Here is a 22533-nt window from a genome sequence, read left to right on the forward strand (position 1 = left end):
GACTCACTGTCTGTCTGCTGTGACGCGAGTCTGACCATCAATCGGGAACTGGTCCAGACCCCTTTGCGGGAGCGGGACCGGATCGTGATGAGCGTTGCGCGGTGCACAACGGCTGCCGCTGCCCATGCAACATGCCTGCTACAGGCCCTGGTTGGCACCAGAGGTCTATACCTCTGAGGGGTCACGGCGGGTGCCGACCTCCAGGAGGACCTCGGCCCAGACGGTCTTCCCGTACGGCCGGTCGGCCACACCCCAGTCGAGACTCAGCGCCTCGACCAGCACGAGCCCGCGGCCGCCTTCGGCATCGTCGTCGGGGAGGCAGGGGCGCGGGGCGGGCCGCGTATCGGCGCAGGCGTCGGAGAGCTCGACGCGGAGAACCGCGAATCGGTCAGGATCGACGGCGAGATAGAGCCGGAAGTCCCGCCCGGCGGTGCGGCAATGGGCGACGGCATTGGCCGCGAGCTCGGCGACGACCAGCGCGGGAACGTCGGCTTCGTACCCCCAGGCGGCCAACACCCGGACAGCAGCGACCCGGGCGAGATGGGCACCACGGCGCGTGGAGCTGAACAGCTGCGCGAACTCCCGCTTTGCGTCTGGCATTTGCTGGTTCATGGAACCAGCATCGGTGCGTGAGGCTACGATCACCAAGGGTCACGGTTTTCGAAGCGGCGAAGCGAAAACGGCAAGGGACGGGAGGGGCGGCGATGCCCGCACCAAAGGAACTCCACCCCACGTCATCCCTCCCCGAGCTGTACGGCGCGAAGCTGCGCAAGCTCCGGATCCGGGCGGGCTGGACCCAGCGGGAACTGGGCGACCGGGTCCCGATCGCGCACAGTCGCATCGCCCAGTTCGAACTGGGCAAGGAGATCCCGCCAAAGGATGTGTCGGACAAGCTGGACGCGCTGCTCGGCGCGGACGGCGACCTGTGCGACCTCTGGGCGCACGTCCAGAAGACGCCAATCCCCGACTGGGCCCGCCGATATGTCGAGTTGGAGCCTCAGGCCTGCAAGATCCGGAAGTACATGGCACATACGGTTCCAGGCCTGCTCCAGACCAAGGCCTACGCGCGCGCATTGCTCGGTGTCGCCCGCCCCAGCGTGGGCGACAAGCTGGAGGCGATGCTGGAGACAAGGCTCGCACGCCAGGCGATTCTGGCCAGGCCCGACGGCCCGGTGCTCTGGACCATCCTGGATGAGGCGGTCTTGCGTCGCAGGATCGGGGGCGGAGCCGTCATGCACGAGCAGCTGAGCCAACTCCTGCGCATGACAACGGAGATGAAGCATGTGACCGTGCAGGTAGCACCGTTCGACCTGGAGGAGCATCCTCTCCTCGGAGGCTCGCTCACGGTGCTGTCGTTCCCTCGGCGGCCGGATGTGGCCTACCTGGAAAGTTCGCACTCCGGAGAGCTTGCCGAGCATCAGGGAACCGTCGCAGAGTACGCCCTAGCATTCGATCATCTGCAGGCCCAGGCGCTGCCGCCCAGCGCATCGGCCGACTTGATCCGATCCGCGATGGAGGACATCTACCGTGACACGCGTCGCCCCACCCGACCTCAGCGCCGCCGTCTGGCGCAAGTCCAGCCGCAGCAACACGCAGGGTGGCGACTGCGTAGAAGTCGCTGACGGTCACCCCACCCTGATCCCCGTACGCGACAGCAAGCGCCCGCAGGGCCCCGCGCTTCTCATTCCAGCGGTCGCGTGGTCGGCCTTCCTGAAGCACATCAAGTAGGAGACCCTCAACGAGTAGCGCTCCGCCTACGGCTTGCTCCAGATGACGTTGCGGTCATCGCCTTCGGAGGCGGTTCCGAAGCGGTCTTCTCCGCCGCGCAGCGCAGTAGCGCGTCCACACAGCACAAACCCTGATCCGCTTGGGGACCGAAGGACGACGGGCAGATACCTCTTGCTGACGGACGGACTGATTCCATAGAAACCGAGAATCTCTTCGGCTTCGGCCTTGCTCGCGGAGCAGAGCTCGATGGACTTGTACTGCCGGACCAACTGCATTGCGCTCACATCTTCAAAATGAAGGTCCAGGCAAACGGTGTCCATGCTGTCGGGAACTGCCCGAAGCAGCAGCTGGGAGTGTCCGATCCCGAAACGCCAGACCCTGAAGGTCCGATCGGATCGGAACATTACGGAGGAACTTGTCTTGCCTCTCATGTACCAGTCCACGCCTGTGGACTGCCGAGATCACTGCGGGCGCAAGGCAGTTCGCACGAAGGCGATCAGGTCACCTGTCTGCACCTCGGTCCAGACGGCATCCGGCACCCCGACGCGGACTACTTCATACCGCTCCCCGTCCAACTCATGCACCAGGACCTGGCGGCTTGTTCCGTCCAACGGATCCACCCGAAGTCGGACCGCGCCGTGCGTGATCGAGGGGAACATGTTCCCCAGTACCTCATCTGCATGGAAGCGGCGCAGAAGGTTCCACTGCCTCCGGTGGAACTCTGTCGACAGGAGACCGGACCACTGCAAAGCGGTGGGTTCTCCGCTTTCGACCGCTCGGGCGAACTCGTCGAGTTCCATGAAATCGAACCTCGACCTCAACTCGTCGAGCTGAACCCCTTCCTGCCATGCAGCGAGTGCCTCCACCAACAATCCAAGATCTCGCGTGGAGCCGATCCGCCAGACGAACCCGTCTTCGGTGTACCCGATGATGCGGACAACCACCCGGAACAGTCGCTCCTCTGCCGCAGGATCGACCGACACGAATCCTCGTGCCGTCTCAAGAACGACGGCGTCGATCGCCCAGGGCGGCAGCCCGATGTCGCATCCGCGCAGCCTCGCCGCCTCTTCCAGAGCTGGTCCAAGACCGCCGGCAGCGGTCAGGTCCGGGTACAGATCTTCCCTGTGAATGCCCATGGCCGACTCCTCAGCAGGTCTCCAGCACGCGCAGGATGGCCGCGCCGGACAACTCGATGACGACAGCGTCGCGTTGCAACTCTTCCGGCAAGTGTTCACGGACCGTCTCACTCCGGACGACGGCCGGCCCGCCCGGTATGAGCAGAACCGCGTCGAGCCGGTCGATCAGCTCGGCCGTAATGTCGAAGATCCCGTCTCGTTCGGGCCGGTGGATCATGAGGCCGCTGGCGTCCACGTACACCTCTGTCACGCCGCCATCGTCAGCCCGTACCGCTACTACCGGGTCACCTCCGCCTGCCGCGATGTGAGGACTGAGAATCTCTCGGGCCAGAGCCTCGTCCATCGGCACCGACTCACCGTGCTCGGACTTCTGCACATACATGCTGAAACTCATGACAAGCACCCTTCGGGCCGAAAGTCGTCGATGTCCCTGCCGGGGACCGACCGCCTGCGTTGCACCACCGCCAGAACCGTCGCAACGCTCACCGCTATCAAGTGCTCGCGGCCCGCGAGGTTCGGGTTCAGGACCGACTGGACCACGATGATTCCGCTCGTGAGAGCGAACAGCACCGGTGCGGTCCTGACCACGGCGATGTACGTGAAGAGGCCCACCACCCCGGCCGAGGGCCCGGTGTCCAGCACGTGCGCCAACTCCGGTGGCAGGCCGCCCAGTCGGTCGGGGCCCAGTGCGAACATCACGCGGGCTCCCAGCGTGCCGGCCAGGCTCGTGCCGTACGCAATGAGCAGCGTTCGGGCGCGGCCCAGGGTGAGTTCGGCCAGGGCGAAGGCGAGGAAGAGCTTGGGGAGGCCTGGCCAGACGGGGAGTTCGGGGGCTGCGAGGAAGAGGGAGACCGGCGTACGGAGGAGGACCAGGCCCAGCGGGAGGTCGCCTCTGACCTCGCCGGTCAGTCGTATCGCCTCCGCGCCTGGCGCGGTCCGGGCGAGTTCGTGCAGGGCGATCACCGTGAGGGTCGCGAGGAGGGCGAGGGAGAACGCGGGCAGACCGCGGCGCCTGGCCTCCCGTACGGAGTCGACGATCACGCGCTGCCATTCGCCCCGCAGCGCGCGCCCGCAGCGGCGTACGAACCGGCTCACTGGCTGTTCCCCTCCAAGACGACTACGGCCCGCATCCCCCGTTGAAGAGGGGATACGGGCCGTCGTCGTTCCGCGGCTCCCGGAAGATCAGCCCTGGGTGAAGTAGTTGTGCAGGCCGGGGACGGTCAGTGTGCCGCCGAACTGGCCCGCCTGGGTCACCGTCACGTTCGTGAAGAAGGCGAAGGGGACGTTCACCGGGGGCGGGGTCGCCGGGCTGAAGGTGATGGGGATGAGGCCGAAGAGGTTGCCCTTCAGCGACTCCGTGTACATCGTCACCGTGCCGTCCTTGACGGTGGACGTGGATCCGTCGCGCGCCTGCACATGGGCCGTGGAGCCGTTCGGGCCGATCACGAGCTGGTGCAGGTTCTTGATGTCGAGCTCCGTGGCCGTGAACTTCAAGACCTTCTTGATCTTGCCGTCCGCGGTCTTCACCTCGACGATGCCCTTGTAGTCCAGGCCCTTGAGGGTGAGCAGCGGCGTCTTCAGCGTCCACGGGTCCGAGGGGAGGTCGGGGATGCCCGTCTCCAGGTCGGCGGCCGCGAGTGCCTTGGGGTCCGCGGTGGGGCACGGGAAGGACGGCTTGGCGCCGTCGGGGATGTCCGTGTCCTTCTTGGCGTCCAGACCCTGGGCGGACTTGGGAAGGTCCTCGACCGTCTTGCCGGCCTTGTCCGCCGCGTCCTTGATCGCCTTGGTGGTGTCGTCCACCACCTTCTTCGCGCCGTCGGTGACCTTGTCCGCCGGCTTCTCCGACGGGGTAGCCGTCGAGGAGGACTTGGTGGGCGTCGGGGTCGGCGCGGGGGTGGCCGCGGGCGAAGCGGTGTCCTTGATGCCCAGCAGGTCCTTCAGCGCGTCACCCACGCCGAGCGGGTCGAGCGGGTTCTTCGACTTCGTCGCGGTCGGCGACGGGGTCGCCGAAGCGGACGCGCCGGACTTCGGGTCGGCGGTCGTCGCCGGCTTGGACGCGGATCCCGACGGGCTGGCCGTCGGGGACGGCGTGGCCGTGTCGTCGCCCTTACCGTCGTCCTTGCCGTCCGAGCTCGCGGAGGGCGACGGAGTCGCGGATTCCTTGGGCTTGGGCGTCTCGGACGGTGTCGCACTCGGGCTGTCGGAAGCGGAGACGCAGGGACCTGCCGCGTACGGAATGTCGTCGTCGGCCATCGCGAGCTTGGGGGTGAGCCCCATCCCGACCAGGACCGCCGTCGGCATCGCCGCCAGGGCGATCGCCTTGTTCGCGGGGATATGCAGCTTGGTCAGGAGCGACTTCCTGGGGGCCGCGTGACGCGGCCCTCTTCTCTCGCGGAGATCATCGTCTCCGGAGAGCGTCAGCTGACCTTCTTCACCCCGCACGGTGCCTCCCACCGTTGGCGTCAAATGTCGTGTCGTCGTGCACGGCCGGCGGTTGCGGCGGCAAATGCTGAGCCGCGTGCTGATCCGGTACGGCCGCGTGGTCGAACTCGCCTGCGGGGACTGCGCCTTCGGGCGCCTCTCCGAGGAGGCCCTGCGCCGGAATCCCGGCCGCCGGCTCGGCCGGCTGGCCCGCGTTCTTGGCCGGGGCCCAGGAAACAGCCAGTGCGCCGCCGAAGAGGGCGAGCAGGAAGCCGAGCAGGAAGCCGCCGATGTTGGACAGCGGGATCGAGATGAGCCCCAGCAGGATGGTCGCGACACCCGCGAAGACCCGGACGATGGAGTGGAACCACATCGTCAGGCCCAGGGTGATCAGCAGGATGCCGATGATCAGCGAGCCCGCACCCGCCGTTGTCGCCATGGCCATCGTGAGGTGGCCGAGGTGCAGGTTGAAGTACGGGAAGTAGATGATCGGCGCCCCGCTGAGCAGGGTGAACAGACCGGCCCAGAAGGGGCGTACACCCCTCCAAGCCTGAAATCGCAGCCGCCAGTATGTGAAATCGCGGTCACCTGAGGACTCGGCGCTCATGGAAAACAGCTCCCTGGTACCGGCATTGCCTTGAGAAGAAGTGAGTGGGACGGGCGGACCGGGTGCTTACCGGCCCGCCCGAGGTGTGCCTAGTAGCACTCGTGCGTGCCGGACTTCAGACGCATGCTGAGCCCACTGAGCTTGAAGGTTCCGGCAGTGGTGGCCCACGCCTTCTGCTTCACGTGCGAGAGCTCGACGCTGTCGGCCTGCTGTGCGAAGCCGAACGGGTTCGCCTTCTCACCCGGCTTCATGTCCGGGCCCTTGCTGGCGTCCTTGGCCGCAACACCGATGTCGATGTTGTGGAAGACCGCGTCGGCGTCGAGGTCCTCGACGTCGAGGTAGAGGTTGTCCGCCTCGACAGGCGTACCGCCGCCACCGGCCTTCAGCACCAGCGTGACCGAACCGAGGAACGGCACATCAGGGGTGACGACGGACTGGCACATGTTGGTGATCGTGGCCGACTTGAAGCCGGAGATCGCCACCGCGTGCGCGGCCTTGTTGCCCTTGAGGTCGTACCCGGTGTCGACACCGCCGTACTGGCTGAAGCCCTTGCCCCGGAGCTCGTCTGTCGTGACCTTGAAGCTCTGGCCGGAGACGCTGAACGAAGCCGCCAGCGCACCCTGCGCCATGGCCACGCCTATCGCGCCCGTCGCGGCCACTGCGGGCACCATGACCAGCGCGAACCGCTTCCATCTGGTCCCGCCACGTACCTGGGAACTCATAAAAATCCTCCTTCTCGGACGTACATCTCCGGATCGGACCTGAGCCCGTCCTGGGATGGGAGAAGTGCTACGTCCTCGGGAAGGAGAGCGCCAGCATCGGAGGCGAAGTTGCATTCCGAAACAACGGCGATCACCCCCGAGCGACAACCACTGGCCACGCGTTCGCGCAACCTCACGGACAGGCCCTGCCGGGTAGCAGGAACCCCCCTGTCCACGGTCGGCGCCACTGCCGCCGACCGACCCGGTGGGGACCCAATCCGCCACAGCACGACCGGATGTCGCACCGGTGCGTTATTGGACCGAGCCTGGCCGATCGTGGTCCATTCGGGGGCTGCGCACAAGGGGTCTCGTTACCCGCTAGTAACGGACGTATAACCAGGCCACGACGTGCCGACATCAGGCGGACACACAGGGTGGACCCGACCCAGGGTTTATGTGCGGTGATTGCCACTCAAAAGCGGGCAGAACGACCCGCTTGCCTTACTACGAGTAACAGCGGCCGCGTTTACCAAGTTTTGGTAAAGCGCGGCCGCCTGTTGTCTCTGTGTCGCCAAATCGTCAGGGGTTTCCCGCTGACATCACGCGTTTAGTGACAGCTCAGCGCAGCCTCAGAAGAGGACCCGGGCCAGCGCGCCACGCGCCGCCGTCACTCTCTGATCATCGGCGCCGATCACCTCGAAGAGTTCGAGGAGCCGCACGCGTGCGGTGTCCCGCTCGTCGCCCGCCGTGACCCTGACCGTGTCGACGAGCCGGGCGAAGGCGTCCTCGATGTGACCGCCGACCAGATCCAGGTCGGCGGCCGCGATCTGCGCGGCGACATCGGCCGGCTTCTCTGCGGCGTCCTTGCGGACCTGCTGCGGGTCCAGGCTCTGGACGCGCTGGAGGAGCTGGGCCTGGGCGAGACCGAGCTTGGCCTCTTCATTGCCCGGGTCGTCGGACAGGACGTTCTTGTACGCCTGGACCGCGCCGCCGAAGTCATTGGCGTCCAGGGCCTGTACGGCGGCCTCCAGAAGGGCGTCGTAGGGGCCGACCGGAATCGGGGCGGGCTCCGCCGAGCCCGCGGGGGCGTCCCCGTCGACCACGATGCCGGTGAGTCCGAAGCGCTCCTCGCCGACCTGGATCAGCTGGTCGAGGGTCTCGCGGATCTGGGCCTCGGGCGCCGCGCCCTGGAAGAGCGGGAGCGCCTGGCCGGCGACGACGGCGAAGACGGCCGGGATGCCCTGGATGCCGAACTGCTGCATCAGCATCTGGTTGGCGTCGACGTCCACCTTCGCGAGGAGGATACGGCCGTTGTACTCGACGGCGAGGCGCTCGAGCAGCGGGCCGAGCTGCTTGCACGGCTCGCACCACTCGGCCCAGAAGTCGATGACGACCGGGACCTCGGCGGAGCGCTGGAGTACATCGCGCTCGAAGCCGGCTTCGTCGACATCGATGACAAGAGAAGAGGGGGAGACCGCTGCGGGGGCTCCGCCGCCCTGCCTGGCGGCCTCGGCGCGCGCCTGCTCCGCCTTCTGCCGGGCCTCGTTGGCCGCCTTCACTGCGGCGAGGTCGACGACGCCGCTCATGGACATGTTCCTAGGCTGCATGAGTACATCCTCCCCCTTCGGCCGCTCGTTCCGGAAAGCCACTGGCGTATTGAGTTCGGGAAGCACCGGGTCCCCACCCGGCGCCGTGGTTGTCGCTCTTTACGCTACGAGTCGTAGCGTAACTGGGCGGCGACCGCCCCGGCGCGGGAATTCTTCGTGATCTGACTCACTCACTCCGCTACCTACCGACCGGTATGGTCGCGGGCATGCCGCCTCCCCCCACGTCTCCTACGCCTCCCACGCCTCGTACGGGCCGCCCGCGTTCCACCGCCGCGGACGCCGCGATTCTCGAAGCGACCCGGGACGCCCTGGTCGAACTGGGCTGGTCCAAGCTGACCCTGGGCGATGTGGCGATCCGTGCGGGGGTGGCCAAGACCACCCTCTACCGGCGCTGGGCGGGCAAGAACGAGCTGGTCGTGGACGCGGTGGCGGTCCTCTTCGACGAGCTCGAACTGCCCGACAGGGGAAGCCTGCTGGCCGATGTGGAGGGCGTGGTGCTGCAGTTCGCCGCGCTCCTGGAACGGCCGGAGACCAAGACCGCGCTGATGGCGGTGGTCGCCGAGTCGACAGGCGACGAGCCGCTGCGGCAGCGGATCCGTACCGCCATCGTCGACCGGCAGAAGCGCCTCGTGCTGGTCGGCCGCGAGCGGGCGCAGGCGCGCGGGGAGCTGCCGTACGAGGAGGACGCGGTCGCGGCGGCCCGCAACGCGGACCTGATCTTCGATGTGATCGCCGGTGCCGTGGTGCACCGGACGCTGGTGAGCTGCGAGCCCATCGACGAGGCGTGGGCCCGCAGCTTCACGCTGCTGCTGGTGTCGGGGCTGGGCGCCGTACAGGGCTGAGCCAGGCCCTGGTCAGACCCGGTTCAGGCCCTGTTCAGACCTGGTAGCGGTCGGCCGCGAAGAGGTGCAGGTGCTCCGCGATCCACTCCGAGGTGCGCGCGAGCCCCTCGGTCAGCGGGACCTGCGGCTCCCAGCCCGCCCACTCGCGGGCCCTGGTGTTGTCGGAGAGCAGCCGCATGACCTCGCTGCCCGAGGGGCGCAGCCGGGTGGGGTCCACGACTACCTCGGCGTCCCGGCCCGACGCGGCGACGAGCGCCTCGGCCAGGTCGCCGATCGAAATCTCCTGGCCCGTACCGAGGTTGACGCTCTCCCCCAGTGCGCGGTCGCAGTCGGCCAGGGCGAGGAAGCCCCTGGCGGTGTCGGTGACGTACGTGAAATCGCGGGTCGGGGCGAGCGAGCCGAGCTTGATCTGCCGTGCCCCGGAGTGGAGTTGGGCCAGGATCGTGGGGATCACGGCGCGGGCCGACTGGCGGGGGCCGTACGTGTTGAAGGGGCGGACCACCGTAACCGGCAGGTCGAAGGCGTGGAAGTGGGAGAGCGCCATCATGTCGGCGCCGATCTTCGACGCGGAGTACGGGGACTGCGGCTGGAGCGGGTGGCTCTCGCTGATGGGGGCGGTGAGCGCGGTTCCGTACACCTCGCTGGTGGAGGTGTGGACGAGGCGGCGCACGGAGTGGCGGCGGCAGGCCTCGGCGACGTTCTCGGTGCCGACGACGTTGGTCTGGACGTACGCGCCCGGGGAGTCGTAGCTGTACGGGATGCCGATCAGGGCGGCGAGATGGAAAACGGTGTCGCAGCCGGCCACCGCGTCGCTGACGCGCCCGGCGTCGCGGACGTCGCCCGCGAGCATCTCGACGTGGCTCGCGTGGCCGATGTGGTGGGCGAGGTGGCCCTTCTCGGCGTACGGCTTGTAGTGGACGAAAGCCCGGACGTTCGCGCCCTGTTCGACGAGGAGGTCGACGAGCGTCGAGCCGATGAAGCCCTCGGCGCCGGTGACGAGGACGGTGCGGTTCTTCCAGGGTGCGGGGGCGGGGGTGGCCGTAGTGGTCATGCGGCGTGCTCCATTGCGTACGAGAGGACGGTGGCGGCCAGCAGATCGGCCGCCTGCGCGTGGGTGGAGGGGTGGGCGGCGCCGCTCATCGCGGCGAGCCGCGCGGGGTCGTCGAGCAGCGGTCCGACGAGTTCGGCGAGCCGGTCGGCGGTGGTCTCGGCGTCGGGGAGCAGCAGGCCCGCGCCGGCGTCGGACAGGACGCGGGCGTTGTGGGTCTGGTGGTCGCCCGGGGCGTGCGGATAGGGGACGAGGACGGCGGGGACGCCGGTGGTGGCGAGTTCGGCGACGGTCGCCGAGCCGGCCCGGCAGACGACCAGGTCGGCTGCCGCGTAGGCCAGTTCCATCCGGTCGAGGTAGGGAACGGCGCGGGCGACACGGTCGCCGCCCTCGTCGGCGAGGCGTATGCGGGCCGCGTCCAGGGCGGCGGGACCGGTCTTGATCAGCAGGTGCACGTCCTGGCGCCACTGCCAGCGCGAGGCCAGCCCGACCGCGGCTTCGGTGAGCCGGGCGGCGCCCAGGCTGCCCCCGTTGACGAGGACGAGCCGGGCGCGGTCGGGGACACCGAGGGCGCGCCTGGCCTCGTCGCGCAGGGCCGCACGGTCGAGGGTGGCGATGGGGGCGGCGATCGGCATGCCGACGGTCTCGGCGTTCTGCCCTCCGGCGAGGTGCGCGCGGCTGCGGTCGAAGGCGACCGTGAGGTGCGGGGTGAGGCGCGCGGCGAACTGATTGGCGCGGCCGGGAACGGCGTTGGACTCGTGGATGACGCTGGGCAGCCCGGCCATCCTGGCGCCGAGTATGACGGGGGCGCTCGGGTAGCCGCCCATGCCGACGGCGACCTGGGCGCCCTGCTCGCGCAGGATGGTGCGGCACTGGACGCCCGACTTGAGCAGGGCGGCGGGGAGCAGATAGCGGCGGGCGCCCAGCGCGGGGTCGAAGGGGATCATGTCGACGGTGTGCAGCCGGTATCCGGCGTCGGGGATGAGCCGCGTCTCGAGCCCGCGCTCCGTACCGACGAAGGTGACGACGGCGCGCGGGTCGGCCCGGCGCAGCGCGTCGGCGAGTGCGAGCCCGGGATAGATGTGGCCGCCGGTGCCGCCTGCGCCGATGACGACGGAGGGAGGAGCAGCCGTGGTCCGAGTCGTGCTGGTACGAGTCGATGTCCGCATGACTGCAGATTCGCGAGGCGGATTAAGAAGCTTCTAAGAGCCGCATTTGGCAGGCTTTGCCCCATGACGAAGATCCTGGTCGTGGACGACCAGCCCGAGGTGCGCGCCGCCGTCGAGGACGGGCTCAGCGTCGAGGGGTACGAGGTGCTCGGCGTCGGTGACGGGCTGGCCGCGCTCTCCGCCGTCGCCTCCTGGCAGCCCGATGCCCTCGTGCTCGACGTGATGATGCCGGTCCTCGACGGGCTCGGCGTCTGCCGCCAGTTGCGGGCCGCGGGCGACCGCACCCCCGTGCTCGTGCTGACCGCGCTGGACTCGGTGAGCGAGCGCGTCGACGGTCTCGAGGCGGGCGCCGACGACTACCTCGTCAAGCCCTTCGCGCTGGACGAGCTGATCGCCCGCGTACGCGCCCTGCTCCGCCGGGCGGCCCCGGCGGAGGATGACGTGTCCCTCACGTACGCCGACCTCACCCTCGACCCCGCCACCCGCACCGGCCGCCGCTCCACCCGCACCCTGGAGTTCAGCCGCACCGAGTCCGCCCTCCTGGAACTCCTGCTGCGCCACCCGGGCCAGGTGCTCCCCCGCGAGCTGATCCTGGAGCTGGTCTGGGGCCAGGATTTCGGCCCCGACTCCAACTCCCTCGCGGTGTACGTCGGTTATCTGCGCCGCAAGCTGGAGGCGGGCGGCGAACCACGCCTCGTCCAGACCGTCCACGGCATCGGTTACCGCCTGGATCTCCCGTGAGCGGCCGGCGGCGCACCCCGCGCGGCCTCCCGCTGCGCACGCGCCTCGCCCTCACCGCCTCCGCCGCGGTCGCCCTGGTCGCGCTCGGCGTCGTCGTGGCCGCCTTCTTCGTGATCCGTTACGAGCTCTACCACCAGCTCGACCTCAGCCTCACCCAGTCCGCGACCCTCGCCACCCAGCAGCACCGCGGCGAGGCCCCCGGTGTCCTGGCCGGCGAGTGCCGCTTCCTCTCCGCCCCGGCGTGCAGCCAGATCGTCCCGGCCGACCCCGCCAAGGATCCGGCCACCGCCTTTCTCCTGCCCGTCAGCGCCGCCACCCGCGAGGTGGCGGCCGGCGACCGGGCGCCGTACTACACCAACATCACGCTCTCCGGTCACCCCACCCGGATGCTCACCACCTCGATCGGCAAGGGCCAGGCGCTCCAAGTCGCCCTGCGCGCCGACCCGGTGGAGCGCGGCGTGCACCAGGCGGCCTGGCTGCTCGCGGCCATCGGCGCGGCCGGCGTGCTCCTCGCGGCCGCCCTCGGCTACTGGGTCTCCCGCACCGGGCTCGCCCCGGTGGTACGCCTCACCGCCACGGCGGAGCGCATCACGGCGACCCGCGACCCCCGCCACCGCATCGAGCCTGCGCCCGCGCCCGACCGCCACGACGAGATCACCCGGCTCACCACCAGCTTCAACACCATGCTGGACGAGCTGGAAAGCTCGGTCACGGCCCAGCGCCGCCTCGTCGCCGACGCCTCCCACGAGCTGCGCACCCCGCTCACCGCACTGCGTACGAATGCCGAACTCATCGCCAGGGCAGACCGTCTGACGGAGACTCAGCGCACCCGCGCCTCGACCGCGCTCACCCGCCAGATCGCCGAGGCGACCTCCCTGGTCAACGACCTGATCGAGCTGGCCCGCGACGAGGAACCCACACCGCTCCTCGAAACGGTCCGCCTCTCCCCCCTCGTCGACCACGCGGTGGCCACGGCACGCGGCCACTGGCCGGAGATCGCTTTCACGGTACGGGCGACAGCCGACCCCGCCCTGCCCGGAGTCCCCGCCCGCCTCTCCCGCCTCCTGGCCAACCTCCTCTCCAACGCCGCGAAGTTCTCCCTCCCCGGAGGAACGGTCGAAGTCACCCTCACCGCAGCGGAGTTGACGGTCCGCGACCACGGCCCCGGCATCGCATCCCAGGACCTCCCTCACGTCTTCGACCGCTTCTACCGCGCGGAGGCGGCCCGCGCCCTCCCCGGTTCGGGCCTCGGCCTGGCGATGGCACGCCAGATCGCCCGCGCCCATGGTGCCGACCTCACGGCGGAGCAGGCACCGGGCGGCGGGGCGCTCTTCCGGCTGACGATCCCCGCGACCGCCTAACCTCTCCCCATGCCGACCCAGCTGATCCGGGAAGCCCAGGACATCCTCGGTGGCCACGCCCGCACCGAGCCCTTGACCCACAACCCCAAGAACGGCGTCACCCGCGGCGTCTGGCGCGTCAGCGCCGGCGACGACCGCTCGGCCGTGGTCAAGGTCCTCACCCGCCGCAAGGAGACGCTCGCCGCCTGGGCCGCCTCCGACGACCCCGGCCACTGGAACTACTGGCGGCGCGAGGCCGAGGTGTACGAGTCCGGGCTGCCCGACGCCTGGAAGCCGTACGGCATCACCGCACCCAGCCTCCTCGCCTCGGTCCAACGCGCCGACGGGGACGTGGCGTTGTGGCTGGAGGACGTACGGGGCGAACCGGCCACGGCGTGGCCGACGCCCCGCCACGGCCGGCTGGCCCACGCCCTGGGCAGGGCCCACGGCGCGCCCGACGCCCCCGCCCCCGGCGACTCCCCCTGGCTCAGCCGCCGCTTCCTGCGCGGTTACATCACCAAGGAGCCCGGCCACGGCCTCCTCGACGACGACGCGGCCTGGCGGCAGCCTCTCGTACGCGACCACTTCCCGGCGGGGCTGAGGGAGGCGATGACCGCCCTGCACCGCGACCGCGCGTGGTTCCTGCAGATCATGGAGGCCCTCCCCCGCGCCCTCAGCCACCTCGACCTGTGGCCGGCCAACGCCCTCTCCGGGAGCGGCGGGCAGACCGTCCTCCTCGACTGGGCATTCACCGGGGACGGTGCACTGGGCGAGGACATCGGAAACTACATCCCCGACACGGTCTTCGACCTCTTCCTGCCCGCCGCCCAACTCCCCGTCCTGGAGCGGGAGATGTACGGCAACTACCTGGCGGGCCTGCGCCACTCCGGCTGGCGCGGCGACGAGCGCCTGGTACGCCTGGGGATGTGCGCATCGGCGGTCAAGTACGACTGGCTCACCGAGCTGATGCTCCAGCGCGCCGGCGAGGAAAAACAGCTGGGCTACGGCGGCGCGGGAACGGTCCCGGCCGAGCTGCGCTATCGCGAGCGCGGGGCGACCCTGGCCTTCCTGGCGGGCTGGGCGCAGGAAGCCCGCGACCTGGCGCCGCGACTGGGCTTCCCCGCCCCGCACCGACCACCGGAAGGCGTCCGGTCGGACGGTCAGAACCCCGGTGGCTCCGTGTAGATCCCCCACTCGTCCCTGAGCACCCCGCAGATCTCACCGAGCGATGCCTCCGCCCGCACCGCGTCCAGCATCGGGGCGATCATGTTCGACCCGTCGCGGGCCGCGGCCAGCATGGCGTCGAGGCCGGCACGCACCTTCGCCTCGTCGCGGGCCGCCTTGCGCGCGGTCAGCTCCCGTACCTGAACGGTCTCCACCTCATGGCTGACCCGGAGGATCTCCAGGTCCCCGGTGACCGAGCCCTCCAGGCAGTTGACGCCGACGACCCGCTTGTCGCCCTTCTCCACCGACCGCTGGTACTGGAAGGCCGACTCGGCGATCTCCCCGGTGAACCAGCCGTCCTCGATCCCGCGCAGGATCCCCGACGTGATCGGCCCGATCGGGTGCACCCCGTCCGGGTGGGCGCGGCGCCCGCGCTCCCGGATCTGGTCGAAGATCTTCTCGGCGTCGGCCTCGATCCGGTCGGTCAGCTGCTCGACGTACCAGGAACCGCCCAGCGGGTCGGCCACGTTGGCGACGCCGGTCTCCTCCATCAGCACCTGCTGCGTACGCAGCGCGATCTCGGCGGCCTGCTCGCTCGGGAGGGCGAGGGTCTCGTCCAGGGCGTTGGTGTGCAGCGAGTTGGTGCCGCCGAGGACAGCGGCGAGCGCCTCGACGGCTGTGCGTACGACGTTGTTGTACGGCTGCTGCGCGGTCAGCGACACCCCGGCCGTCTGGGTGTGGAAGCGCAGCCACTGTGCCTTGTCGGTCTGCGCGCCGTACTCGTCGCGCATCCAACGGGCCCAGATCCTGCGCGCCGCACGGAACTTGGCGATCTCCTCGAAGAAGTCGACGTGCGCGTCGAAGAAGAAGGAGAGCCCGGGGGCGAAGGTGTCGACGTCGAGCCCGCGCGAGAGCCCCAGCTCGACATAGCCGAAGCCGTCGGCGAGGGTGTACGCCAGTTCCTGCGCGGCCGTGGAGCCGGCCTCGCGGATGTGATAGCCGGAGACCGAGAGCGGCTTGTACGCGGGGATGTCGGCCGCGCAGTGCTCCATGAGGTCGCCGATGAGGCGCAGGTGCGGCTCGGGCTGGAAGAGCCACTCCTTCTGGGCGATGTACTCCTTGAAGATGTCGGTCTGCAGGGTCCCGTTGAGGACGGCGGGGTCGACTCCCTGCCGCTCGGCGGCGACGAGGTACATGCAGAAGACGGGGACGGCGGGCCCGCTGATCGTCATCGAGGTGGTGACGTCGCCGAGGGGGATGCCGTCGAACAGCACCTCCATGTCGGCGGCCGAGTCGATCGCGACGCCGCAGTGCCCGACCTCGCCGAGGGCCTTGGGCTCGTCCGAGTCGCGCCCCATGAGCGTCGGCATGTCGAAGGCGACGGAGAGCCCGCCGCCGCCGTTGGCCAGGATCATCTTGTAGCGCTCGTTGGTCTGCTGGGCGTTCCCGAACCCGGCGAACTGCCGGATGGTCCACGTCCGGCCCCGATACCCGGTCGGGTGGAGACCGCGCGTGTACGGATACTCGCCGGGCCAGCCGATCCGCTCGAAGCCCTCGTACGTGTCCCCGGGCCGGGGTCCGTAGACCGGCTCCACGGAGTCGCCCGAGAGCGTGGTGAAGTCGGCGTCCCGCTTGCGGGCGGAGTCGTACCTGGCCTGCCAGCGACGACGGCCCTCTTCGATGTCCATGCTTCGAATTTACTAGGACGTCCTAGTAAATGTCGATGGCGAACCGCCCTCGGTTGTACCGGGGGCGGGGGGTATTACGCCTGGGCGACGGCCGGGCCGTCGTCCTTGACCAGGGATTCCAGCTCGTGAGAGACCTTGCGCTCCACGAAAAAGGCGGCCGTGGGAATCGTGCCCGCGAGCAGCACCCAGATCTGCTTGCCCACCGGCCACTTCGCCTTGGACCCCAGGTCGAAGGCGAACACCAGATACAGCACGTACAGCCAGCCGTGCGCGATGCCGACGACGCTGACGAAGCTCGCGGCCCCGTCGATGTCCAGCAGGTACTTGGCGATGACGCCCAGGGTCAGCAGGACCAGCAGCACACCGGTGACGTACGCCATCACGCGGTAGCGGGTCAGCACGCTCTTCTTCATGCCGTCGAGCGTAACCGGACGCAACGGGCGATCTTCGGGCGGGTCAGGCCTCGTCGAAATCGGCGGCGGCGACCCGCAGGGGCCGCAGCATCGCGAAGATCTCCCCGCACTCCTCGGCGTCGTACGCCCCCAGCCCGAACTCCATCGCCATCAGATCCTGGGTGGCCGCCTCGACGACCTCCCGGCCCTTCTCCGTGATGGAGGCGAGCGTTCCGCGCCCGTCGTTCGGATTCGGCCGCTTGTCGACCAGACCCGACTTCACCAGCCGGTCGACGGTGTTGGTCACGGAGGTCGGATGCACCATGAGCCGCTCGCCGATCTTGGACATCGGGAGCTCGCCGGCCTTGGAGAAGGTGAGCAGGACCAGTGCCTCGTACCGCGCGAAGGTCAGTCCGTACGGCTTCACGACGGCGTCCACCTCGGCCAGGAGGATCTGCTGCGCACGCATGATCGAGGTGATGGCTGCCATCGAAGGGACGGGCCCCCAGCGCTGCTGCCAGAGTTCGTCGGCGCGGGCGATGGGATCGAAGGGAAGGCTGAGCGGCTTCGGCACGGCCCCGACCCTACCCGCCGGTCATATACCGGTCAGCCCTGTCTCGCTCTTCGGTCTTCCGTACGATCCGCACCTCCCGCAGGAGTACGAGAATCGCGACGGTCCCCAGCGCCCCGGCCCCCGCGACGGCCTGGTGCACCGGCAGCAGTTCGGCCGCCACGCCCGCGAGCGCCATGCCGACCCCCTGGACGGTCATCATCCCGGCGGTGAGCAGGGTCATGGCCCGCCCCCTGATCTCCTCGGGGACGGCCTCCACGTACCACTTGTCCAGGCCCAGGGTGTACGCCCCGGTGGCCCCGGTGAGCACGAGCGCGACCACGGCGAGCGCGACGCCCGGCCGTACCGCGTACAGCAGCAGCGGGAGCACGCTCACCGCGGCCAGCGGCAGCACGATCCGGGACCGGGTGGCAGGGGTGAGCGCGGAGCCCGCCCACAGCTCGCCCGCGATCGTGCCGACGGGCATCGCGCACATCAGCAGTCCGAGCGCGGCGGACGGCGCCCCGATCTCACCGGCGTACGGAGCCGCGAGGGCCTCCGGCGCGACGGCGAAGAGCGGCGAGACCCAGAACATCAGGGTCAGCGCCCGCACCTTCCGGTCCCCCATCACCAGCCGCGCCCCGGCGAGCGACTCGCGCAGCAGGGCGCCGCCGCCCCCGCCCTGCGACCGGGCGGGCCTGCGCCGCGTCCCGAAGCGGAGCAGCAGCGCGGAGGCGGCGAAGGTGAAGACGGTGACGCACATGGCGCCCCGCGGCGAGACGAAGGTCAGCAGCAGCCCGCCCGCCCCGAACCCGGCGAGCAGCGCGCTCTGCGAGACGATCCGCAGGAGCGAGCGCCCGAGAACGAACCGGTCACCGTCCCCGAGGATGTCGGTGAGGGTCGCCATGCGGGTCCCGTTGAAGACGGGGGACACCACGGCGACGGCGCACCGCAGGACGAGGAGCCCGGCAACGGGCGTACCGGGAAAGGCCATCAGGGCAGCGCTCCCGGCACAGACGAGATCACAGAGGACGAGCACGCGCCGGGCGGGAAACCGGTCGGCGACTCCGGCGAGGAGGGTGCCGCCGATGAGGTACGGGAGGAATCCGAGCGCGAAGGTGAGGGCGCTGAGGAGGGGAGACCCGGTGAGGTCGTAGACGAGAACGGTCAGCGCGATCTCGCTGACGACGACGCCGAGGAGGGAGAGGAGGTGGGCGAGGAAGACGGTACGGAACTCGCGGACGCGGAAGACGCTGCGATAGCCGGTGCCGGACTGGTCAACGCCGACCGGTCGGGCATCTTCGACCGGTCGGGCATCTTCAGCCCGTCCGGCGTTTGAGGACGAGCGGCCGGAGGCCGCGATCGGGGGTGCAGGGGGCGAAGCCCCCGCAAGCGGGGCCCGGGGTGCGACCCCGCCAGGCGGCGGAGCCGCACATGTCACAGCGGGGAGGGGCGGGGTAGGGGAAAGGTCCGGCGACGGCATGACCGCACCCTGCCCCCGCCCACCCCACCCGCCCTAGACTTTCGGCCCAGCCCGAATCACTCCCCGGGAACCCCATGCCCTTCCGCGTACACCTCGGCGAGGCCGACCTCCTCCGCTGCCGCTTCGCGCTCTCCCCCCTCTGGGAGACCCAGGAAGCCATCCGCACCCTCAACTCCCCCGCCCGCCACGGCTATCACCTCCCCTGGCTCCGCAAGATCCGGACCGCGGCCACCGGCCTGGACCTCACCCCGATCTGGCTGATGATGCCGCGCCGCGGGCACAACCCGGACTTCCTCTGCCCGCCGCCCCTGGGCCCCTCGGCCTCCTTCGAAGAGGAGATCGCAGCCGTACGGGCCACCGACCCCGAGCTCGCCCGCGACGACATGGCCCGCTCCCTCGCCTGCACGCCCGGTGCCGCCGAGACCCCGTCAGGTCAGCGCATGATCCACGAACCGGCCCGAGCCGTACGCGAGTTGGCGGACCTGATGGAGGCGGCCTGGCACGCCCTCGTGGAACCGGAGTGGCCCCGTCTGCGCTCGCTCCTGGAGGCGGACATCGCGTACCACTCCCGGCGTCTCGCCGAGGTCGGCCTGGGCGGCCTGCTCTCCGAACTGCACCCCCGCCTGAGCTGGGACGGCGCGACCGTCACGCTCGCCAACAACGGCGAGCACGTACGCGAACCGACCGGCCAGGGCCTGATGCTGATGCCCAGCACGTTCTGCTGGCCGGACGTGATCAGCGGATTCGACGCCCCCTGGCAGCCGACGGTCGTCTACCCCGCACGCGGCATCGGCGCCCTGTGGACGGAACAGGACGACGGCCGGACGCCGGACGCCCTCGCCAGGCTGCTGGGCCGGGCAAGGGCGGACGTACTGTGCGCGCTGGACGACCCCGCCTCCACCAGCGCGCTCGCGCACCGGCTGCGGCTGGCCCCCAGCTCCGTATCGGCGCATCTGTCGGCGCTGCGCGGGGCGGGCCTGCTGACGTCGCGCCGCTACGGACACCAGGTCCTGTACGAGCGGACGCCGCTGGGGATCGCCCTAAGCGGTGGACCCACCCAGGTAGCGCTCGACGGTGTCGACCTTTGAGGTCAGCCCGTCCGTGACCCCGGGCCGGATGTCCGCCTTGAGGACGAGCGAGACACGCCCCGCCCTCGCTTCGACGGCCGCGACGGCGCGCTTGACGACGTCCATCACTTCATCCCAGTCACCTTCGATGGAGGTGAACATCGCGTCCGTACGGTTCGGCAGACCCGACTCGCGCACCACGCGCACCGCGTCGGCCACGTACTCGCCCACGTCCTCGCCGACGCCCAGCGGGGAGACCGAGAAGGCGACGATCATCAGGCGACCACGCCTTCGCGACGGGCACGGGCCGCGATGACCGCGCTCTCGGCCTCGCGCTTGAGCTTGCGCTCGGCGAAGAAGCCGCCGGTCGGCAGGACCGACAGAACGAAGTAGAGGATGCCGGTGCCTGCGGACCACTTGGTGCGGTTCCAGGCGTCCAGCCAGAAGATCACGTACAGGACGAAGAGCACGCCGTGGACCATGCCCATGACCGGAACCGCGTTGAATTCCGTGGTGCGCTTGAGCACCGAGCACAGGAGCAGCAGCAGGAAGGAGACCGCCTCGGGGGCGGAGACCAGACGGAGGCGGCGGAGGGCGGAAGCGGTCTTGATGTCCACGGTGGGCAACCTTCGGCGTCGTAAGCAGCGAGTGATCTTGTGAATGTACGCACAAGCTCGAACCATTGTTGCAGTCGCCCTCCCCCGGGCCGTCTCAGGGTCCAGATCCTCCTCAAGGGCCCTGTTCGCGCCCCTCTTCTCCCCTTATCTTCGATTCCGTGGCTCAGTTCAGGCTCCAGGGGAGCAAGGTGCTCGCGGTCTCCATGACCGGCGACGCCGTCAAGGCGAAAAACGGCGCGATGGTCGCCTACGACGGCCAGATGGCGTTCAAGAAGATGTCCGGCGGCGGTGAGGGCATACGCGGCATGGTGACCCGGCGCCTGACCGGCGAGCAGATGGTCATGATGGAGGTGAAGGGGCAGGGCACCTGCTATTTCGCGGACCGGGCGAGCGAGATCAGCCTGGTCTCGCTCAACGGCGAGAAGCTGTACGTCGAGTCCAGCAATCTCCTGTGCACGGACGCGGGCCTGCGCACCGGCACCACCTTCACCGGTCTGCGCGGCGCGACCCAGGGCAACGGTCTGTTCACCACGACCGTCGAGGGCGTCGGCCAGGCGGCGATCATGTCGGACGGCCCGGCCGTGGTGCTGCGGGTGAGCGCGCAGTATCCGCTGCAGGTCGACCCGGGGGCGTACATCGCGCACACCGGAAATCTGCAGCAGCACTTCCAGTCCGGGGTGACCTTCCGCACGTTCATCGGGGAGGGCTCGGGCGAGGCCTTCCAGATCCGCTTCGAGGGCGAGGGGCTCGTGTACGTGCAGCCCAGCGAGCGCAACACCATCGGGGGCGAGGTCTGATGCCCTTCCGTGAGATCAACTCCAAGATGGTCGAGGCGACGGTGCTGCCCGGCCAGAAGATGTTCAGCCAGCGCGGGGCGATGCTCGCGTACAAGGGCGAGGTGTCCTTCACGCCCAACATCCAGGGCGGCCAGGGCGGCCTGGCGTCGATGATCGGCCGGCGCGTGGCCAACGAGGCGACGCCGCTGATGACGGTCGAGGGCAGCGGCACGGTGATGTTCGGCCACGGCGGTCACCACATCCAGGTGATCGAGCTCGCGGGCGACACCCTGTACGTGGAGGCGGACCGGCTCCTCGCCTTCGACGGGGCGCTGCAGCAGGGCACGATGTTCATGGGTTCGCAGGGCGGGGTGATGGGGATGGTGCGCGGCCAGGTCACCGGCCAGGGCCTGTTCACCACGACCCTCAAGGGCCATGGCGCGGTGGCGGTGATGGCGCACGGCGGGGTCGTGGAGCTGCCGATCACCCCGCAGCGCCCGATCCATGTCGACCCGCAGGCCTATGTGGCGCACCACGGCGACGTACGCAACAAGCTCTCCACGGCGCTCGGTTGGCGCGACATGGTGGGGCGCGGCTCGGGCGAGGCGTTCCAGCTGGAGCTGTCGGGCAATGGAGCGGTGTACGTACAGGCCTCGGAGGAGAAGCTGTAATGACGACCGGACCTGTGGTCTTCGACCCGATGTCGCTGCCCGTCGACGACAACGTCAACAAGTACACCTTCTGCGTGGAGCTCAAGAGCAGCCAGTGGCTGCTGCAGAAGGGCAAGATGATCGCCTATTACGGGCGGATCGACTTCAACGGCTTCGGACGGGGCCGGCTCGACAGCATTCTCCGTACGAGCTTCCACTCGCCGATGCACGCCGCGGACTGGGTCGTCGCGGAGGGCTCCGGCAAGATGCTCCTCGCCGACCGGGCGTTCGACGTGAACTCCTACGACCTGGAGAACGGCAACCTCACCATCCGCTCGGGCAACCTCCTCGCCTTCCAGCCGTCGCTCGCGCTGAAGCAGTCGATCGTGCCGGGCTTCCTGACGCTGATCGGTACGGGGAAGTTCGTGGCAGCGTCGAACGGCCCGGTCGTCTTCATGGAGCCGCCGATCCGCGTGGACCCGCAGGCCCTGGTCGGCTGGGCGGACTGTCCGTCGCCCTGCCACCACTACGACCACGGCTATATGACGGGAGTGATGGGCGGTATCCGGTCGCTGACGGGGATCGGCGGCACCTCGGGCGAGGAGCACCAGTTCGAGTTCGTCGGGGCGGGGACGGTCCTCCTCCAGTCGACCGAGGTGCTGATGGCGGAGCAGCCGACGGGTGCGGTGCCGCAGCAGGCGGGGGTGCCGGGCGGGGGGCCGAACACAGGTCAGCCCGGTGCCGTACCGCGTCTTCCCGGCCAGCTGGGGGACCTCCAGCGTCGTTTCGGCCTGTGACCGGTAGTC

Annotated in this window: 27 protein-coding genes; 10 read left to right on the plus strand and 17 right to left on the minus strand. The window is 69.6% G+C overall.

The features are described from left to right. Nucleotides 1–165: 165 nt before the first annotated feature. Nucleotides 166–600, minus strand: coding sequence for an ATP-binding protein (locus AB0H78_RS17430; RefSeq protein WP_363235272.1), 435 nt, complete (start codon nt 598–600; stop codon nt 166–168). Between the two features lie 104 nt (nt 601–704). Here AB0H78_RS17430 and AB0H78_RS17435 point away from each other — a divergent pair, with 104 nt between their 5' ends. Both AB0H78_RS17435 and AB0H78_RS17440 read left to right on the plus strand, forming a co-directional pair. After that, entirely contained in the window at nt 705–1622 is a 918-nt protein-coding gene (locus AB0H78_RS17435; RefSeq protein ID WP_363235273.1) for a helix-turn-helix transcriptional regulator, read from the plus strand. After that, nucleotides 1528–1728: a DUF397 domain-containing protein gene (locus tag AB0H78_RS17440; protein WP_363235274.1), complete on the plus strand. Its 201-nt coding sequence runs from the start codon at nt 1528–1530 to the stop codon at nt 1726–1728. Before AB0H78_RS17435 ends, AB0H78_RS17440 begins: the two co-directional genes overlap by 95 nt. Before the next feature lie 26 nt (nt 1729–1754). On the opposite strand, the gene AB0H78_RS17445 is transcribed toward AB0H78_RS17440, so the two are convergent. The 8 genes from AB0H78_RS17445 to AB0H78_RS17480 all read right to left on the minus strand — a co-directional run bounded on the left by AB0H78_RS17445 (nt 1755) and on the right by AB0H78_RS17480 (nt 8200). Continuing rightward, nucleotides 1755–2012 carry a hypothetical protein gene (locus tag AB0H78_RS17445; protein WP_363235275.1) on the minus strand — a complete coding sequence of 86 codons (258 nt, stop codon included), beginning with the start codon at nt 2010–2012 and terminating at the stop codon, nt 1755–1757. A 177-nt stretch (nt 2013–2189) separates the two neighbouring features. Beyond that, nucleotides 2190–2864: a hypothetical protein gene (locus AB0H78_RS17450; protein ID WP_363235276.1), complete on the minus strand. Its 675-nt coding sequence runs from the start codon at nt 2862–2864 to the stop codon at nt 2190–2192. Nucleotides 2865–2874: 10 nt separating this feature from the next. Beyond that, complete coding sequence (locus AB0H78_RS17455; RefSeq protein WP_363235277.1) at nt 2875–3258, minus strand: hypothetical protein; 384 nt, start codon at nt 3256–3258, stop codon at nt 2875–2877. Beyond that, nucleotides 3255–3959: a hypothetical protein gene (locus tag AB0H78_RS17460; protein WP_363235279.1), complete on the minus strand. Its 705-nt coding sequence runs from the start codon at nt 3957–3959 to the stop codon at nt 3255–3257. The genes AB0H78_RS17455 and AB0H78_RS17460 overlap by 4 nt, the downstream gene beginning before the upstream one ends. An 87-nt stretch (nt 3960–4046) precedes the next feature. Next, nucleotides 4047–5306 carry a hypothetical protein gene (locus tag AB0H78_RS17465; RefSeq protein WP_363235280.1) on the minus strand — a complete coding sequence of 420 codons (1260 nt, stop codon included), beginning with the start codon at nt 5304–5306 and terminating at the stop codon, nt 4047–4049. Further along, complete coding sequence (locus AB0H78_RS17470; protein ID WP_363235281.1) at nt 5296–5892, minus strand: DUF6114 domain-containing protein; 597 nt, start codon at nt 5890–5892, stop codon at nt 5296–5298. The genes AB0H78_RS17465 and AB0H78_RS17470 overlap by 11 nt, the downstream gene beginning before the upstream one ends. An 89-nt stretch (nt 5893–5981) precedes the next feature. Further along, a complete protein-coding gene (locus AB0H78_RS17475) occupies nt 5982–6614 on the minus strand; it encodes a DUF6230 family protein (protein ID WP_363235282.1) in 633 nt (210 codons plus the stop codon). 608 nt (nt 6615–7222) lie between these two features. Further along, the gene (locus tag AB0H78_RS17480) at nt 7223–8200 is read right to left on the minus strand and encodes a tetratricopeptide repeat protein (RefSeq protein WP_363235283.1); all 978 of its coding nucleotides are present in this window, start codon (nt 8198–8200) and stop codon (nt 7223–7225) included. 206 nt (nt 8201–8406) lie between these two features. Between AB0H78_RS17480 and AB0H78_RS17485 the strand changes: the two genes are divergently transcribed. Beyond that, nucleotides 8407–9042, plus strand: coding sequence for a TetR/AcrR family transcriptional regulator (locus AB0H78_RS17485; RefSeq protein WP_363235284.1), 636 nt, complete (start codon nt 8407–8409; stop codon nt 9040–9042). A 34-nt stretch (nt 9043–9076) separates the two neighbouring features. Here AB0H78_RS17485 and AB0H78_RS17490 read toward each other — a convergent pair whose 3' ends face one another. Then, nucleotides 9077–10093 (minus strand): SDR family NAD(P)-dependent oxidoreductase, encoded by a 1017-nt coding sequence (locus tag AB0H78_RS17490; protein ID WP_363235285.1) that lies wholly within the window; start codon nt 10091–10093, stop codon nt 9077–9079. Further along, nucleotides 10090–11259 carry a UDP-N-acetylglucosamine--N-acetylmuramyl-(pentapeptide) pyrophosphoryl-undecaprenol N-acetylglucosamine transferase gene (locus AB0H78_RS17495; protein ID WP_363235287.1) on the minus strand — a complete coding sequence of 390 codons (1170 nt, stop codon included), beginning with the start codon at nt 11257–11259 and terminating at the stop codon, nt 10090–10092. The genes AB0H78_RS17490 and AB0H78_RS17495 overlap by 4 nt, the downstream gene beginning before the upstream one ends. A 63-nt stretch (nt 11260–11322) precedes the next feature. Between AB0H78_RS17495 and AB0H78_RS17500 the strand changes: the two genes are divergently transcribed. From AB0H78_RS17500 to AB0H78_RS17510, 3 genes are read left to right on the plus strand one after another with little or no spacing between them, the layout of a single operon-like run. Further along, nucleotides 11323–12000, plus strand: a complete 678-nt coding sequence (locus tag AB0H78_RS17500; RefSeq protein WP_363235288.1) for a response regulator transcription factor — start codon at nt 11323–11325, stop codon at nt 11998–12000. Then, nucleotides 11997–13361 carry a HAMP domain-containing sensor histidine kinase gene (locus AB0H78_RS17505; protein WP_363235289.1) on the plus strand — a complete coding sequence of 455 codons (1365 nt, stop codon included), beginning with the start codon at nt 11997–11999 and terminating at the stop codon, nt 13359–13361. The genes AB0H78_RS17500 and AB0H78_RS17505 overlap by 4 nt, the downstream gene beginning before the upstream one ends. Nucleotides 13362–13370: 9 nt before the next feature. Further along, on the plus strand, nt 13371–14525 hold the full coding sequence (locus AB0H78_RS17510) for an aminoglycoside phosphotransferase (protein WP_363235290.1): 1155 nt from the start codon (nt 13371–13373) through the stop codon (nt 14523–14525). Here AB0H78_RS17510 and AB0H78_RS17515 read toward each other — a convergent pair. The 4 genes from AB0H78_RS17515 to AB0H78_RS17530 form a co-directional block, all read right to left on the minus strand. Next, nucleotides 14501–16192, minus strand: coding sequence for a methylmalonyl-CoA mutase family protein (locus AB0H78_RS17515; RefSeq protein ID WP_363235291.1), 1692 nt, complete (start codon nt 16190–16192; stop codon nt 14501–14503). The two genes, AB0H78_RS17510 and AB0H78_RS17515, sit on opposite strands and share 25 nt — an antisense overlap. Nucleotides 16193–16266: 74 nt before the next feature. After that, a complete protein-coding gene (locus AB0H78_RS17520) occupies nt 16267–16605 on the minus strand; it encodes a DUF3817 domain-containing protein (RefSeq protein ID WP_363235292.1) in 339 nt (112 codons plus the stop codon). A gap of 43 nt (nt 16606–16648) precedes the next feature. Continuing rightward, entirely contained in the window at nt 16649–17158 is a 510-nt protein-coding gene (locus AB0H78_RS17525) for a MarR family transcriptional regulator (protein WP_363235293.1), read from the minus strand. 10 nt (nt 17159–17168) lie between these two features. Continuing rightward, complete coding sequence (locus AB0H78_RS17530) at nt 17169–18617, minus strand: MFS transporter (RefSeq protein WP_363235295.1); 1449 nt, start codon at nt 18615–18617, stop codon at nt 17169–17171. Nucleotides 18618–18691: 74 nt separating this feature from the next. On the opposite strand from AB0H78_RS17530, the gene AB0H78_RS17535 reads away from it, so the two are divergent. Beyond that, nucleotides 18692–19705, plus strand: coding sequence for a DUF5937 family protein (locus AB0H78_RS17535; RefSeq protein ID WP_363235296.1), 1014 nt, complete (start codon nt 18692–18694; stop codon nt 19703–19705). Here the strand turns inward: AB0H78_RS17535 and AB0H78_RS17540 are convergent. Continuing rightward, nucleotides 19658–19960, minus strand: a complete 303-nt coding sequence (locus tag AB0H78_RS17540; protein WP_363235297.1) for an MTH1187 family thiamine-binding protein — start codon at nt 19958–19960, stop codon at nt 19658–19660. The two genes, AB0H78_RS17535 and AB0H78_RS17540, sit on opposite strands and share 48 nt — an antisense overlap. Continuing rightward, the gene (locus AB0H78_RS17545) at nt 19960–20301 is read right to left on the minus strand and encodes a DUF3817 domain-containing protein (protein ID WP_363235298.1); all 342 of its coding nucleotides are present in this window, start codon (nt 20299–20301) and stop codon (nt 19960–19962) included. The genes AB0H78_RS17540 and AB0H78_RS17545 overlap by 1 nt, the downstream gene beginning before the upstream one ends. 158 nt (nt 20302–20459) lie before the next feature. Between AB0H78_RS17545 and AB0H78_RS17550 the strand changes: the two genes are divergently transcribed. Genes AB0H78_RS17550 through AB0H78_RS17560 form a run of 3 tightly spaced genes read left to right on the plus strand, consistent with a single transcriptional unit; the run spans nt 20460 to nt 22524 of the window. Next, nucleotides 20460–21098 (plus strand): AIM24 family protein, encoded by a 639-nt coding sequence (locus AB0H78_RS17550; RefSeq protein WP_363235299.1) that lies wholly within the window; start codon nt 20460–20462, stop codon nt 21096–21098. Continuing rightward, complete coding sequence (locus AB0H78_RS17555) at nt 21098–21748, plus strand: AIM24 family protein (RefSeq protein ID WP_363235300.1); 651 nt, start codon at nt 21098–21100, stop codon at nt 21746–21748. Before AB0H78_RS17550 ends, AB0H78_RS17555 begins: the two co-directional genes overlap by 1 nt. After that, nucleotides 21748–22524: an AIM24 family protein gene (locus tag AB0H78_RS17560; protein ID WP_363235302.1), complete on the plus strand. Its 777-nt coding sequence runs from the start codon at nt 21748–21750 to the stop codon at nt 22522–22524. The genes AB0H78_RS17555 and AB0H78_RS17560 overlap by 1 nt, the downstream gene beginning before the upstream one ends. Nucleotides 22525–22533: the final 9 nt, after the last annotated feature.

The organism is Streptomyces sp. NPDC050738, from assembly GCF_040654175.1.
GTDB lineage: Bacteria > Actinomycetota > Actinomycetes > Streptomycetales > Streptomycetaceae > Streptomyces.